We start from the raw sequence: 13,929 nt of genomic DNA on the forward strand, positions 1-13,929 counted from the left end.
CAGGCCGGGAATTGTTCGATGGATGCAAAATTCGATTACAAGATCCGAGCTGCGAACGGGGGCGGAAACTCGGGAAATGTGTAAGGAGCAATGGCCCCCGAACGGTTGCGCCCAGCCTTCACCTATCGCCCGAGACACGCCACCTCTTAACAGCCTCCTCCAGCCCTGACTAAAACGCGTATCGAACCGGCCCGGCAGCCCAGCCCGGCGTGGCGAAGCGGAAAACGGGCAGGCGAGAAAATCAGGGACGGGCCGGAGCAGCGCGAAAGTCGATGCTTGGGCAGGTTTTATTTGAGCAGCCAAGACCCCTGCCTTCCTCGCCACGGCAGCCCCGCTGTGCTGTCGCTCCGCAAGCATCTTGTCCCCGCCAACGAGAAGGACACCGCAAAACCGCTTGCCAGAAACCAATCCGTATATGATATATCGACAAGCGGAGGACGCCATGACCGAGATGAAGAATTCCATCGACGCCGCCTTGCGCGAGCGCGCCCTTCGCGTCGTTCCCGGCGGCATGTGGGGGCATCTGCATGCCGCCAAGCTGCCGGATGGCTATCCGCAGTATTTCGCCCGCGCGGAAGGCTGCCGGCTCTGGGATGTCGATGGCCGCTCCTACCTCGATTTCATGTGCAGCTGGGGCCCCAACCTTCTCGGTCATCATCATCCGGAGATCGAGGCGGCGGCGGAACGGCAGGCCAGGCTCGGCGACTGCATGAATGGCCCGGCCGAGGCGATGGTCGAGCTCGCGGAGCTGCTGGTCGAGACGATCGGCCATGCCGATTGGGCCCAGTTCCAGAAGAACGGCACCGACGCGACGACCACCTGCGTCACCATCGCTCGCGCCGCGACGGGACGGCGCAAGCTGCTCGCAGCCCGTGGCGCCTATCACGGGGCTGTGCCCTGGTGCTCGCCCTCCGTGCTCGGAGTCACCAGCGAGGACCGCGCGCATCTTCTCTATTACGAATTCAACAACCCCGAGAGCTTGCAGGCAGCGGCAAAGGAAGCGGGCGACGACCTCGCCGGCATCCTCGTCTCGGCCTATCGCCATGATCTGGCGCGCGACCAGGAATTGCCGACGGCCGCTTTCGCGAGGGCTGCCCGCGCCACCTGCGACGAGGCCGGCGCTGCGCTGATCCTCGACGAGGTGCGCACCGGCTTCCGGCTGGCGCTGGCCGGCAGTTGGGAGCATCTGGGGGTCAGGCCCGATCTCTCCGCCTGGAGCAAGGCGATCGCGAACGGTTACCCGCTCGCGGCTGTCACCGGCCGCGACTGGATGCGCAAGGCGGCCTCGCAGGTCTTCGTAACCGGCTCGTTCTGGTGCGGTGCGGTGCCGATGGCGGCCGGCGTGGCGACGCTGGGGGTGCTGCGCCGGGGCGGCGTCGTCGAGCACCTCGAGGCCATGGGGACGAGACTTCGCCAGGGGATCGAAGCCGCAGCAACCCGCCACGGAATCCGGCTGCGGCAGACGGGGCCGGTCCAGATGCCGCTGATCCTGTTCGAGGACGATCCCGACTTCGCCAAGGGCAACCTTTTCTGCCAGAGCGCCCTCGCTCGCGGCGTCTATTTCCACCCCCGCCACAACATGTTCCTCTGCGCTGCACATGGCGAGGCCGAAATCGACGAGGCGCTGGCGGCCGCGGATGCTGCGCTCGCAGCCGTTGCGTCGACCCGGCCAGCCGCCGCCTGATCGAAACTGAACCGGAGCTGGCGCAATGACGCGGATCACCGGCAAGACGCGGATCCTCTTCATCCTCGGCGATCCGGTGGCACACATCATCGGCTCGTCCCTGCTTAACGAGCATTTCGCCGAGCGAAGCATCGATGCCGCCGTCTCTCCGCTCCATGTCGCTCCCGGGGACCTGCCGCGCGCCATCGACATGCTGCGCCGCCTGCACAACGTGGCCGGCTTCGGCGTCACGATTCCGCACAAGATCGCGGTCATCCCGCTGCTCGACAGCGTCGGCGAGCGCGGGCGACAGGTCGGCGCGGTCAACTTCGTCCGCTGCAACCCGGACGGCACGCTGCATGGCGACAATATCGACGGTCTCGGCTTCGCCGGCGGGCTGGTTGCGGCGAGCGTCACGATCCGCGGCGCGCGCGTGCTGCAGGCGGGCGCCGGCGGCGCAGGACGGGCCATCGCCTTCGCCATGGCGGAGGCCGGGGCGGCAGACCTCACCATCGCCAACCGCTCGCCGGATAAGGCCCGGGAACTCGCCGAGGCCGTTTCGCACGCTTACCCCTCCTGCCGCACACGGGCGGGAAACGGAGACCCCGCAGCCTGCGACATCGCCATCAACACGACCTCGCTCGGCATGAAGTCCGGCGACGCCCTGCCCATGCCCACTGACCAGCTGCCGGAAGGTGCCGTCGCGGCGGAGGTGGTGATGACGCCCGAGGTCACGCCCTTCCTCGCCGCCGCCGCTGCGCGTGGCTGCCGGACGGTGGGCGGCAAGGCCATGCTGCTGGCGCAGTTGCGCGCCGCCTCCGATCTCGTCGGCCTGGCCTGACCAGCTCGCCTTGGTCGACGAGCGGCCGGGCGCGCCGGCCGCCTTCTCTTCAGACGTCGAAGCCGGCGAACGGTGACGGATCGAGGAAGCGCCGCAGCACGTTCTCGGTCACGCGGCTCACCGAATTCTCGTAATCATGGCAGGTCAGCGCGCAGGCCCAGGCGATCGAGCCGGTCGAGAACACCGCTCCGCCATTCGCCGTGGGCGAGAAGGCGAGATCGGCGCGCACCAGGGCGTTCTGATCGCCCATCACGCCACGATGGAGCGTGCGCAGCTCTTCGAGAGTCGGCACGCCGCCATAGTCCAGCCTGTCGGCCGTGGCGAGCCGCAGCGTGTGAGGCGACGTGCCGAGCGACGGCTCGACCCGGTCCACCTCGAGCCCGGCGGCGCCTCCGCCCCGCAGGCCGAAATCGCCGAGGGGCGCGTCGAGATCGACCCCCTCGACCAGCCATCCGACGCGCGGGTCGCGGGCGTCGCCCAGCCACTCATAGGGATAGGACCGCGTGAAGACCTGCGCATCGAAGCCGACGCCGACGAGCCGCTGGGGCGGTCTGCCATGGGTGCGCCAGAGCCCGGAGGGCTCCCCGGTGAAGGACAGCCCGTTCTCGCCCGCCTCCCCTTCCCAGGTGCGCAGGCCGCTCATCCCGCGGCGAATCTCCATCTCATGCGGACGGGTCGGGTGCCAGGCGATACGCCAGTAGAAGCCGTTTCCGCCGAGATAGATATGCCGGCCGCCGCCACGCTGATAGGCATCGAAGGCCTCGATCATGTTGAGGCTGTAATACTCCGGATGCGTCGGGGTGATCACGCAATCATAGGCCTTCAGCAGCTGCGCGCCGTGTCGATCGATGTCGCAATCGGTGATGACCTCGTAGTCGAAGCCGCGCTGCTCGAGCCAGTCGATGATATGGGTATCGTTGACGTAGTTGAAGGTGTTGCCGAGCGGTCGCATGTTCAGGATCGGCCTCCTGGCGGTTGAATAGCACCAGCCGCTGCCGTCGCTATGCGTGTCGTAGGTCGAGAGGCCGAGCTCGCGATGCTCCTGCAGATAGGCGTCGTCGCGCGAGAGCGCGATCACCCCTTCCAGCATCGCCTCGGCATGCACCTGGTCGAGCCTGAGGGCGCTGTTGGCATAGGCCTGATAGGTGGCGGTTGAAGCCACGAGCGCGAGCTTCGACCTGGCCTTGCCCAGCGGGGTGCGCACGAAGAAGGAGACATAGCTCTCGACGGGGTCCTCGCTGCCCTCCCGCTCAGTCAGCCTCAGCGCATAGAAGCCGCTGCGCCAGTCGCTTGGTACGATGAATTCCAGGCCGGGCTCCCATTCGCAATCGGCCATGTCGTCGCTGTGGAAATGGATCGCTCCGTAGAGCTCCGGCCGCTCGCGCCACTGGACCACCGAGCCGTCCCAGTTGGCGCCGGTCATGGCGCGCATCGGCATGTTTCGCAGCGTGCCGTCCAGCCGGTTGGTCGACAGGTCGTGAATGGTGGCGCTATCCATCTCGCGCGAAAAATCCCAGGCGCCGATCAGCGCGGGGTCGGCAGGCGACGGCGCCAGCGTTTCGCAGGCGCGGCGCAGCGCTTCTTCCGGCAAGGCCGCCGCGAACAGGCGGGGCCTGTCGATCTTGCCGTCGTAATGGCCTTCGGTCAGCGGCATCCCGCCATCCGTCTTCGCATGCGCGGCGAAGACGAGGGCAGTCTCCTTCGGCCATGAGAGATTGGCCGGCGCCTTCCCCGCTGCCGTACCGCTGATGTCACGGCCGCCCTGCGGATCGAGGCTTCGCTGGGTCAAGGCGACGGCTCCGGACTGCGCGTCGTAGCTGATCGCGACGAACAGCCATTCGCGCTCGAGCACAGGCTTCGCGGCCCGGACCCTTGCCTGGCCGGCGCTCCCTGCAACGTGGAAGATGAGGTGCCCGGACTCGTCGAGACCGAGGCGCCAGCCCTCTGCAAGATCGGCCCGCCAACGCGACAGGATCGTCTGTGCGCGCTCGCGCGGCGCCGTCGGCCAGATGAAGCAGCCGGCCGAGAGGCTCGCGGGCGACAGCGCCGGCGCATCGGCGATGATCGCGCAGGCGCCCGGATGGATCGGCTGCTCGCACAGCGCGACCGGCCCGTCGATGGGCGTGCCGGGCACGTCGAGCTTCAGCCCCGGCCCATCGGGATCCGGGTCGGCGCAGCGCACGCGCACGACCGTCGCGTTCGCTCGCTCCAGCTCCGGGGCGGACAGGTGGAAGCGGACGGTTTCGCCCGGCGAGACGACGAGCGGCCAAGCGTAGCCGAGAACGGCAGTGGTATCTCTCATGGCGCGTGCCTTCTCAGTCCAGTGTCTGGCCGGTCAGCGCTTCCCAGCGCATCGCGAAGACGGCCCACTCCGCCTCGGCCAGGCTGGTGAAGACGCGGTTCGGAAAGGTCTCGATCGGCGCGCCCCGTCGGCCGGGCAGGCGCGCGAGCATCCAGCGGCGGCCGGGCTCCAGCGTGATCAGCACATGGCGCTTGCCGACTCCGGTCCAGCGCATGCGATGCAGCAGCCGCTGCAGGTCGTGGCTGTGCGGACCCCGTGGCATGGCCCTCATCTCCGCGACGAGATCCTGGCGTGCGGGATCGACAAGCCAGTGCGCGGCTTCGGGATAGTTCACGAGCATCGGCGGACACCTCTGCGGGATGACCGGCGCCGCCGCGGCGGCGCCGTTGGGACAGCCCTTATTTCGTCAGCCAGGTCACCCAGCGCTCGCGCAGCGCGGTGCGGTTCGCGGCGATCCAGTCGTAATCGGCGATCACGAGCTTCGACCAGTTATCGGGCCAGGACGGGCGGAAGCGGCGCTCCTCCGGCGGGATCAGATTCGGTGCCTCGCGGTTGTTGGAGTCGAAGGAGACCTTCTCGCTGAACGCGGCATGCTCCTTGCCGTCCTGCACGAAGAAATCGAGGAACTTGACGCCGTTCTGCGCATTCGGGCTGCCCTTCAGCACGGCCCAGTTGCCGACGTCGCGGATCGCCTGGTTCCAGGTGAAGTCGAACTCCCCGCTCTTGGCGAGCGGCACCGAACGGCTGGAGTAGACCATCATCATCACGGCATCGCCGCCGCGCATGATCTGCATCGCGTTGTCGCCGCTCTTCCACCAGGCAGCGATCTGCGGCTTCAGCGCATCCAGCTTCTTGTAGGCCCGGTCGAGATCCATCGGGAAGGCCTTGTCCGGCGCGACCCCGTCGGCGAGCAGCGCAGCCAGTGGCACCCACCATTCGCGGTCGCCCGTGTCCGGCAACGAGCGGGGGCCAGGGAACTTGGCGGTGTCGAAGAAATCCGTCCAGGATTGCGGGCCGCCATTCGGGAAGGCCTTCTTGCTCCAGGTCAGCGCCATGCCGCCGGCGGTGCGGATGATGCCGCGCGGGAAGCAGGCGTTCGGCAGCGCATGGGCGACGATGCCCGGCATTCCGGCGCAGTCGATCGGCTCCAGGATGTCGGCATGCTGGATCAGGTCCGGCGGCGTCGCGGTGACGACGTCGAACGGGATGTTGCCGCTGCGCTGGCCGGCACGGGCGCGCGCCCACTGGTCCGGAAGCTCGATCGGCACCGAGCGGACCTTGATGCCTGTCTGCTCCTCGAAGCGTTTGTAGAAATGCTCCTGCAGGCTGCGTTCCATCAGGCCGCCGGTGGTGGCGACGATCACCTCCTTGGATTGGGCGAGCGCCCTTCCGCCGATGGCGAAGGTCGTCACACCCAGCGCACCGGCCAGGACATGGCGTCGTGTGGTTGTAAGCTTGCTGTCTTTGGTCATCGCGAGGCTCCCCTTGTTGCCTTCGGATTCGGGACGGCGGTGATGGCTGGTTCAGTCCGTTGCCGTTCTGGTGCGGCGGTCGAGACGGCTCTTGATCAAGTGGCTGCCGACGAGCGCGACGATCGTCAGCAGCGTCAGCATGGTGGCGACGGCGGCGAGCGTCGGCGAGACGTTGTAATCGATGTCCTCGAACATCTTCCGCGGCAGGGTCTTGCGATCGAGGTTGGAGATGAAGAACGACACCACCGCCTCGTCGAAGGAGATGATGAAGGCAAAGAGCGCCGCCGAAACAACGCCGGGCGCGATCAGCGGCAAGGTAACATGGCGGAAGGTCCGCAGCGGCCCCGCCCCGCAGGACAGCGCGGCCCGTTCCAGATCGGCGTCGAAGCGGTAGAGCGCCGCCAGCACCGTGAAGACCACGAAAGGCAGCGCGAGGATCGTGTGCGCCATCGCAAATCCCAGCAGCGTGCCGGTCAGCCGCAATTGCTCGAAGACCAGGAACATCGCCACGGCCAGCGCGATATGCGGCACGATGACCGGCCCGATCACCAGCAGTTCCACCAGCCCCTTGCCCGGCAGGCGCCCACGCACCAGCGCCAGCGCCAGCATGGTGCCGACGACGGTGGCGGCGATCGTCGTGACGACGCCGATCTCGAGGCTGAACAGCGTGGCGTTGATCCAGTCGGCATCGCCGAAATACTCGGCGTACCAGCGCAACGAAAAGCCGTTCGGCGGAAAACGCAGATAGCGCTCGGGCCCCACCGACATCGGCATGATGACCAGTGTCGGCAGCAGCAGGAACACCGTGACGGCATAGGCGACGGCGCCGATCGCGGCGCGGCCGGCATGGCGGGACGAACCCTGGCGATGTTGCGCGCTCATGCCGACCCCACGAAGCGGTCGAGCCGGACCGCGCGTTTGAACAGGATCGCGATCAGAAGGACGAAGGCCAGGAGCACGCCAACGAGCGCGCCGGCGAAGGACCAGTCGAGCATCTCGCGCACCTGCTGGGACACCAGCGTCGCGATCATCATCTGTTGCGGCCCGCCGATCAGCGCTGGAGTGACGAAGAAGCCGAGCGCCAGCAGGAACACCATCAGGCAGCCCGAGGTCACGCCCGGCAGCGACAGCGGGAAGATCACCTCGCGGAAGGTCGCCCATTCCGAGGCCCCCAGCATCTGCGCCGCACGGCTGTAATCGTCCGGGATGCCGCGCAGCGCCGAAAAGATCGGCAGTACCATGAAGGGCAGGAGGACGTGGCTCATCGCCAGCACGACGGCGCCCTCTGTATAGAGCAGCCGCAACGGCTCCGATGTGATGCCGGCGCCCATCAGGAGCTGGTTGATCACCCCGTTCTTCTGCAGCAGCACCATCCAGGCATAGGTGCGCACGAGGACCGAGGTCCAGAGCGGCAGCAGCACCGATGCGACAAGGATGGCGAGCTTCAGGCCGCTGCTGCGCGCCATCAACCAGGCGAGAGGCCAGGCCAGCAGCAGCGTCAGCACCGTGACAGACGCCGCGATGCGCAGCGTGCGCAGCATCACCCGCAGATAGACCGGCTCGGTCACCGCCCGCTCGTAGTGAGCGAGCGTCGGCGCCGGCAGGAAGAGGCTTTCATGCAACAGCGATCCAAGCGGCAGGATGAAGGCGACGAAAGCCAGGATCAGGAACGGCGCCGCAAGAGCCAGGCTCGCGACCTCGCTGTAATGACGCCCGCCGAGCAGCCATCGTGCCGGGCGGGCGCTCATGCGGCATCTCCGAAGGCCCTGGCATCCTCGGCCCGCCAGCTCAGGCCCACTGCCTCCCCGATCGCGGGCGAGCCGCCGGCTCCGCCGGCCGGAACGCGCAGCCGAAGGGTCTGCCCGGACGGCGTCGCCAGCAGCAGCGTGGTGGCGTTGCCGGCGTAAATCGCCTCTTCCACCCGCGCCGGCAGGCCGCCTCCCGCCTCGACGAGGCTTAGCCGCTCGGGGCGGATCGCGATCTTCACCGGCACTCCCTCCGCAAGCGCTCCAACGGCGAGCGCCTCGACGGCATGCCCGCAAGCGAGCGCGACGGAGATGCGTTGCCCGGCGACGCCGGCGCAGAGCGTCCGGCCCGCGCAGAAATTGGTCTCACCGATGAAGCCGGCGACGAAAGCCGTCCGCGGCGTCTCGTAGAGGTCGTGCGGCGAGCCGATCTGCTGCAGCCGTCCGTGGTCGAGCACCGCGACGCGGTCGGCCATCGTCAGCGCTTCGGTCTGGTCGTGGGTGACGAAGACGACGGTCACGCCGATCTCGCGCTGGAGATGCTTGGTCTCGATCTGCATCTCCTCCCGGAGATTCTTGTCGAGCGCCGAGAGCGGCTCGTCCATCAGCAGGACACGGGGCTTGTAGACAATGGCGCGCGCGATTGCGACGCGCTGCTGCTGGCCACCCGAGAGCTGCGAGGGCTTTCGCTCGCCGTAGCCGTCGAGCCGCACGGTCGACAGTGCCGCCCGCGCCCGCTCCTCCCGCTCGGCGCGTCCGACGCCGCGCATCTTCAGCGGGAAGGCGATGTTCTCGAGCACGCTCATATGCGGGAACAGCGTGTATTTCTGGAAGACCATCCCGAGATTGCGCCGGCTCGGCGGAACCCAGGTGATGTCCTCGCCGCCGACGCGGATGCGACCCTCGTCCGGATACTCGAAGCCGGCGATCGCCATGAGGATGGTCGTCTTGCCGGAGCCGGACGGGCCGAGCAGCGCCAGGAACTCGCCCGGTTCCACGGCGAGCGAGACGCTGTCCACCGCCTTCACCGCGCCGAACCGCTTCACAAGGCCGTCGATCTCGATGCCGATGGAGCGGCTGGACAGGTCGGCAGGCTGCAGCATGAAATCCCCTTATGGCCGAAAAGAATATTTGATATATCGAAGTTGGCAAGCCCCAATCGCCGGGGCTCGCTCCGCCCGCCAGCGCGCGGCGGCCAGCCCCGTTTTTCGCCGGATTTTCGCGTTTCGGGCTGGGTTCATTTGTTTTATGGGTGGCGTCCGGCCTGCCACCAGGGCCTTCGAGGATGCAGCGTGACGAACGCGGACGACAACTTTCTGCAGGGCGGCGCGATCGAGCCCGTGGCGCGCGACAGCCTGACGCGCATCGTCTACAACAACCTGCGCGTGGCGCTGATGGAAGGCCGGTTCTGGCCGGGCCATCGCTTCAAGATCCGCGAGCTGGCCGCCTCGATGCACGTATCCGAGACGCCGATCCGCGAGGCGCTGATGCAGCTCGTGCGCGCCCGAGCGCTGGAGCTGATCGACGGACGCTCGATCATCGTCGCGCATATGTCCCTCGCCCAGTATCTCGAGCTCCGGACGATCAGGCTCTTCCTCGAAGGGCTCGCCGCCGAGAACGCGACGCCCAGGATCGGCGATGACGGCATCGATCAGATGGCGGCCCTGCATCAGGAACTCGTCGCCGCCGAAGCGGAGGGGCGCTGGTCGGACGCGGTCAGGGCGAACTGGCGCTTCCACCACCGGCTCTACGAGGCAGCGGAGATGCCGGAACTGCTCGCCATCCTCGACGACATCTGGATGCGCAACGGCCCACTGCTCAACTACCACTATCCCCATGCGGCGCCGACCTATCCCGGGCCTCACGAGCATCTCCACATCCTCGAGAGGCTGCGCGCGCGAGATGGAGCGGGCGTGCGCGACGCCGTCCAGACTGACATGCGCCAGGGCGGGGTCAAGCTCGTGCAATTGCTCGAATCCGTCGGCGACACCCGCAAGCTCGCCCGCGACGCCGTCCCGCATCAGCCGCCTCCGCGCGCGTCGCGATAGGCCTGCGCGATCGCCTCGGCCGTCAGCCCATAGCGCGCGAAGAGATAGGGCGTCGTGCCGCCTTCGGCGAAGACGTCGCGCACGCCGACGCGACGGAAGCCCGTCCGGACCCCGGCTTCCATCAGCAACTCGGCGACGGCGCTGCCGAGACCGCCGATGATGGAGTGGTTCTCGGCAGTCACCACGGCGCGCAGGCCGGTCGCGATCTCGGCGATGGCCGGGTCCAGCGGCTTCAGTGTCGGCACATCCGCCACGCCAACGGTTAGGCCCTCCGCCGCCAGGATCTCGGCGGCTGCCAGAGACGCCTCGACCATCATCCCGCAGGCGAGCAGCAGGCCCTCGCCAGGCGTGCGCAGCACCCGCATGCGCCCGAGCGGCAGGGCGCCCTCCTCGGCGACGATACCGGCCTCGGTCCCGTCCGCTCGCTTCAGGCGCAGATAGACCGGCCCGTCATGGGCGAGCGCGGCTCGCACGGCCGCTGGCACGGCCGCCGGACCGCTGGGCTCGATCGCCGTCATGTTCGGCAGCGCCCGCATCAGAGCGACGTCGTCGATCGCCTGATGCGACACCCCCAGCATCGTCGTCAGCCCCGGGATCACGCCGACGATCTTCACCGGCAGGTTGGGATAGGCGACCTGCATCGCGATCTGGTCGTAGCAGCGCCGGGTGGCGAAGACGCAGAAGGAGTGGACGAAGGGGATCTCACCGCTGCGGGCCATGCCGCCGGCGAGCCCGATCATGTTGGCCTCCGCGATGCCGACCTGATGGAATCGCCCCGGCAACGCATCGCGGAAGAGATCGGTCTCGGTCGAGAGCGTGAGGTCGGCGGTCAGGCAGACGATGCGGGGGTCCTGCCGGGCGAGTTCCAGCAGCGTCTCGCCATAGAATTTGCGGGCCGGTGCGGCCGCGGCCCCGCGCTGGTTGAAATCCTCGACGGCCAATGATTGCGATGTGGCGGAGGTCATGGGTGGCTCTCCATCGCCAGCGCCTTGCGTGCCATTGCTGCGACATCGTCCGGCAGCTTGAGATTATGAGCCAGAATACCTTCCAGCGCGGGGACACCCTTGCCGGGCAGCGTCCGCACGACGAGGCAGCTCGGCCGGCCCGGCGTCGTGCGCGCCCGGTCGAGCGCGGCGAGCAGCGCCGGGATGTCATGACCGTCCACGGCCTCCTGCGCCCATCCGAAGCTGGCGAATTTCCCGGCGATGGGCTCCAGTTTCACCACCGCGTCGACATGGCCTTCGACCTGCATGCGGTTGTCGTCGATCAGCAGGCACAGATTGTCGAGGCCGAGGCTGCCGGCCAGCAGCGCCGCCTCCCAGACCTGCCCTTCCTGCAATTCGCCGTCGCCGAGCACGACATAGACCCGGGCGCCGTCCTGGCGCCGCCGGGCCGCGAGCGCCATGCCGATACCGACCGAAAGGCCCTGCCCCAGCGACCCGCAGGTCGCCTCGATCACCGTTCCGACCCGCTCCGATGCATTGACCTCGAAGGCCGAGCCGTCCTTGCAGTAGTCGGCGATCGCGTCTGTCGGCACGAGCCCCCGCTCGGCCAGCGTGGCATAGAAAATCGCCGTGTTGTGGGCCGTCGAGAGCAACAGGCGGTCCCGCGAGACCCAGTCCTGATCGGCCGGATCGAGCCGCAGCTCGGCGAAATAGAGCACGGCGAACAGGTCCGCCGCCCCAAGCCCCTGCTGAACATAGCCCTGCCCGGTCGGCGCGACGAGATCGATCACCTTGCGCCGCAACCTCAGCGCGATGCCGGCCAGCTCGGCCGGATCGCGGACGCGTCGCGCAGGCTGCCTGTCACCCCTTCCGTCGTCCAGCATTATCGCCTCCCCTGTCCGGAGGCTCTTGCCAAGCCACGGATGCATGTCAGTATATGATATATTCAAACCTCGTCTAGAGAGGCAGCGCGATGAGTTTGGTATTTGGCGCGGTGGCCGACGACCTGACCGGCGGGCTGGAGCTGGCGGCCATGCTCGTCGCTGCGGGCGTGCCCTGCGCCTTTGCCACCACCCCCCCGGAGCGCCCGGACGAGCCCGCCATCGTCATCGGCCGACGCACGCGCGTCGCCGATCCCGCCATGGCGACGGCTGACATCCGGCAGACGGGGCAGTGGCTGCGAGATCGCGGGGCCCGACAGCTGTTCTTCAAATATTGCGCAACCTTCGATTCGACGCCCGCCGGCAATATCGGCAACTGCGCCGACGCCTTGCGCGAACTGACCGGCAGCAGCCTCACCGCCTTCTGCCCTTCCTTTCCCGAAGCCGGCCGGCGCGTCTTCCAGGGCCACCTCTTCGCCGATGACCGCCTGATCTCGGAGTCGCCGAAGCGCCACGACCCGCTGACGCCGATGACCGATCCCGATCTGGTGCGGGTGCTGCAAGCGCAGACGCCCACCGGGGTCGGGCTGGTCCCGCAACAGGTGGTCCGGGCCGGTCTGGACGCGATGAAAGCCCATTGCGAGAGACTGGGAGCGTCCGGCATCGGCTTCGCCCTGGCGGACGCCGCAGTGCCGGAGGATCTCGCCGCGCTGGCTGAGCTGACGGTCGACTGGCCGCTGATGACCGGCAATTCCTCGATCGCGGCTTACTATCCGGCCCTGTGGCGGGAACGCGGCCTGATCGCCCCCGATCTCCACGCTCCCCGATTGCCGCCGGTGCCGGGGCCGGGCGTCGTGCTGGCCGGCAGTTGCGCCGATCGCACGCGGCGCCAGCTTGAGGTTTTCGCCGAGCAGCGCCCGGTGCTGACACTCGATCTGATCGAGGGCGACGCGCAAAGCCTGATCACCCAGGCGCTCGACTGGGCGCTCCCTCGCCTGGCCGATGGGCCCGTCGCGATCGCCACCTCAGCCGGGCCGGAGGCCGTCGCCGAGGCACAGGCCAGGCTGGGCCAGCGGCATGCCGCCTCGCTCGCGGAGGAGGTGCTGTCCACCTTGGCCGAAGCCTTCCGCGAGGCAGGGGTGACGCGCTTCCTGATCTGCGGCGGGGAGACCTCCGGCGCCGTGCTCGACAGGCTGGGCATCACTTCGCTGCGCGTCGGCGCCTACCGTGCGCCCGGCATTTCCCAGGCGCTGGCGGAAGGGGCCATTCCCCTCGCCTTCTGCCTCAAATCGGGCAAGCTTGGGCCGGAAGACATGCTCCTGCCGATGCTCGCGAGCATGGAACGCGGAGAGCAGCCATGAGCGCCGCCATCATGACGGACACCGAGGCGCGCACCGAACTCGCCCAGGTCTACCGGGCGATCGAGCGAGCCGGGCTCAGCATCGGCAACGCCGGTAACATCAGCATCCGGCTCGGCCAGCACATGCTGATCAGCCCGACCGGCGCGGACGGCGCCACCGTCGTCCCGGAGGATTTCGTTCTGGCCCGCTTCGACGGGACCGCGCTGTCCGCGGGCGTGCCCTCCAGCGAATGGGCCATTCATGGCGGCATCTATGCCGCCGGACTGGCGCAGGCGGTGATCCATGCCCATCCCGATGCCTGCGTTGCCCTCTCCTGCCTGCGCCGGCCGATGCCCCCCTTCCACTACATGGTCGCCTCTTTCGGCGGGCACGAGGTGCCCTGCGCGCCCTATGCGCCGTTCGGGACCCAGGCGCTCGCCGATGGGGTCGTCGCGGCGCTCGGCACCAGGTTCAACGCCTGCCTGATGGCCAACCATGGCATGGTCTGTCACGCGCCGACGCTGCAGCAGGCGCTCGCCCGCACGGTGAAGCTCGACATGCTGGCCCGGCAATATCTCCTTGCCCGCCAGGCGGGCGAGGTCGTCGAGTTGACGCCGCAGGAGATGGATATCGTCCTGGACCGCTATGCCGATTATGGCCGGAGTCGGCTGGCCGCAATCTGAACGCCTCAGG

13 protein-coding genes are annotated in these 13,929 nt (G+C 68.1%); 5 read left to right on the plus strand and 8 right to left on the minus strand.

Translation table 11 applies throughout. The annotated features are described in order from the left end of the window. The first annotated feature begins 451 nt into the window (after window positions 1-451). The gene (locus BW981_RS00160) at window positions 452-1,684 is read left to right on the plus strand and encodes an aminotransferase class III-fold pyridoxal phosphate-dependent enzyme (RefSeq protein ID WP_076436647.1); all 1,233 of its coding nucleotides are present in this window, start codon (window positions 452-454) and stop codon (window positions 1,682-1,684) included. A gap of 25 nt (window positions 1,685-1,709) precedes the next feature. Beyond that, a complete protein-coding gene (locus BW981_RS00165; RefSeq protein ID WP_076435148.1) occupies window positions 1,710-2,504 on the plus strand; it encodes a shikimate dehydrogenase family protein in 795 nt (264 codons plus the stop codon). Window positions 2,505-2,553: 49 nt separating this feature from the next. Here the strand turns inward: BW981_RS00165 and BW981_RS00170 are convergent, their stop codons facing one another. From BW981_RS00170 to BW981_RS00195, 6 genes are read right to left on the minus strand one after another with little or no spacing between them, the layout of a single operon-like run. After that, window positions 2,554-4,806: a N,N-dimethylformamidase beta subunit family domain-containing protein gene (locus tag BW981_RS00170; RefSeq protein ID WP_076435151.1), complete on the minus strand. Its 2,253-nt coding sequence runs from the start codon at window positions 4,804-4,806 to the stop codon at window positions 2,554-2,556. 13 nt (window positions 4,807-4,819) lie between these two features. Then, window positions 4,820-5,146 carry a N,N-dimethylformamidase alpha subunit family protein gene (locus BW981_RS00175; RefSeq protein ID WP_076435153.1) on the minus strand — a complete coding sequence of 109 codons (327 nt, stop codon included), beginning with the start codon at window positions 5,144-5,146 and terminating at the stop codon, window positions 4,820-4,822. 58 nt (window positions 5,147-5,204) lie between these two features. Continuing rightward, window positions 5,205-6,278 carry an extracellular solute-binding protein gene (locus tag BW981_RS00180; protein ID WP_076435155.1) on the minus strand — a complete coding sequence of 358 codons (1,074 nt, stop codon included), beginning with the start codon at window positions 6,276-6,278 and terminating at the stop codon, window positions 5,205-5,207. 51 nt (window positions 6,279-6,329) lie between these two features. After that, window positions 6,330-7,160 (minus strand): ABC transporter permease, encoded by an 831-nt coding sequence (locus tag BW981_RS00185; RefSeq protein ID WP_076435157.1) that lies wholly within the window; start codon window positions 7,158-7,160, stop codon window positions 6,330-6,332. Beyond that, window positions 7,157-8,026 (minus strand): ABC transporter permease, encoded by an 870-nt coding sequence (locus BW981_RS00190; RefSeq protein WP_076435159.1) that lies wholly within the window; start codon window positions 8,024-8,026, stop codon window positions 7,157-7,159. The genes BW981_RS00185 and BW981_RS00190 overlap by 4 nt, the downstream gene beginning before the upstream one ends. Next, entirely contained in the window at window positions 8,023-9,126 is a 1,104-nt protein-coding gene (locus BW981_RS00195) for an ABC transporter ATP-binding protein (RefSeq protein WP_076435161.1), read from the minus strand. Before BW981_RS00195 ends, BW981_RS00190 begins: the two co-directional genes overlap by 4 nt. Window positions 9,127-9,315: 189 nt before the next feature. On the opposite strand from BW981_RS00195, the gene BW981_RS00200 reads away from it, so the two are divergent. After that, complete coding sequence (locus BW981_RS00200) at window positions 9,316-10,071, plus strand: GntR family transcriptional regulator (RefSeq protein ID WP_076435163.1); 756 nt, start codon at window positions 9,316-9,318, stop codon at window positions 10,069-10,071. On the opposite strand, the gene BW981_RS00205 is transcribed toward BW981_RS00200, so the two are convergent. Together BW981_RS00205 and BW981_RS00210 are read right to left on the minus strand one after the other, a co-directional pair. Next, on the minus strand, window positions 10,044-11,036 hold the full coding sequence (locus BW981_RS00205) for a transketolase family protein (protein ID WP_083712066.1): 993 nt from the start codon (window positions 11,034-11,036) through the stop codon (window positions 10,044-10,046). The two genes, BW981_RS00200 and BW981_RS00205, sit on opposite strands and share 28 nt — an antisense overlap. Further along, window positions 11,033-11,899 (minus strand): transketolase, encoded by an 867-nt coding sequence (locus BW981_RS00210; protein ID WP_175624009.1) that lies wholly within the window; start codon window positions 11,897-11,899, stop codon window positions 11,033-11,035. Before BW981_RS00210 ends, BW981_RS00205 begins: the two co-directional genes overlap by 4 nt. A gap of 89 nt (window positions 11,900-11,988) precedes the next feature. Here BW981_RS00210 and otnK point away from each other — a divergent pair, with 89 nt between their 5' ends. Beyond that, entirely contained in the window at window positions 11,989-13,257 is a 1,269-nt protein-coding gene (otnK, locus tag BW981_RS00215) for a 3-oxo-tetronate kinase (RefSeq protein ID WP_076435165.1), read from the plus strand. Beyond that, entirely contained in the window at window positions 13,254-13,919 is a 666-nt protein-coding gene (locus BW981_RS00220; RefSeq protein WP_076435167.1) for a class II aldolase/adducin family protein, read from the plus strand. The genes otnK and BW981_RS00220 overlap by 4 nt, the downstream gene beginning before the upstream one ends. Window positions 13,920-13,929: the final 10 nt, after the last annotated feature.

It is taken from the genome of Allobosea sp. TND4EK4, from assembly GCF_900156025.1.
Lineage (GTDB): Bacteria > Pseudomonadota > Alphaproteobacteria > Rhizobiales > Beijerinckiaceae > Allobosea.

Coding starts and splice junctions, on each gene's coding strand:
- BW981_RS00160 (WP_076436647.1), top strand. CDS start 452: ATGAAGAATTCCATCGACGCCGCCTTGCGCGAGCGCGCCCTTCGCGTC.
- BW981_RS00165 (WP_076435148.1), top strand. CDS start 1,710: ATGACGCGGATCACCGGCAAGACGCGGATCCTCTTCATCCTCGGCGAT.
- BW981_RS00170 (WP_076435151.1), bottom strand. CDS start 4,806: ATGAGAGATACCACTGCCGTTCTCGGCTACGCTTGGCCGCTCGTCGTC.
- BW981_RS00175 (WP_076435153.1), bottom strand. CDS start 5,146: ATGCTCGTGAACTATCCCGAAGCCGCGCACTGGCTTGTCGATCCCGCA.
- BW981_RS00180 (WP_076435155.1), bottom strand. CDS start 6,278: ATGACCAAAGACAGCAAGCTTACAACCACACGACGCCATGTCCTGGCC.
- BW981_RS00185 (WP_076435157.1), bottom strand. CDS start 7,160: ATGAGCGCGCAACATCGCCAGGGTTCGTCCCGCCATGCCGGCCGCGCC.
- BW981_RS00190 (WP_076435159.1), bottom strand. CDS start 8,026: ATGAGCGCCCGCCCGGCACGATGGCTGCTCGGCGGGCGTCATTACAGC.
- BW981_RS00195 (WP_076435161.1), bottom strand. CDS start 9,126: ATGCTGCAGCCTGCCGACCTGTCCAGCCGCTCCATCGGCATCGAGATC.
- BW981_RS00205 (WP_083712066.1), bottom strand. CDS start 11,036: ATGACCTCCGCCACATCGCAATCATTGGCCGTCGAGGATTTCAACCAG.
- BW981_RS00210 (WP_175624009.1), bottom strand. CDS start 11,899: ATGCTGGACGACGGAAGGGGTGACAGGCAGCCTGCGCGACGCGTCCGC.
- otnK (WP_076435165.1), top strand. CDS start 11,989: ATGAGTTTGGTATTTGGCGCGGTGGCCGACGACCTGACCGGCGGGCTG.
- BW981_RS00220 (WP_076435167.1), top strand. CDS start 13,254: ATGAGCGCCGCCATCATGACGGACACCGAGGCGCGCACCGAACTCGCC.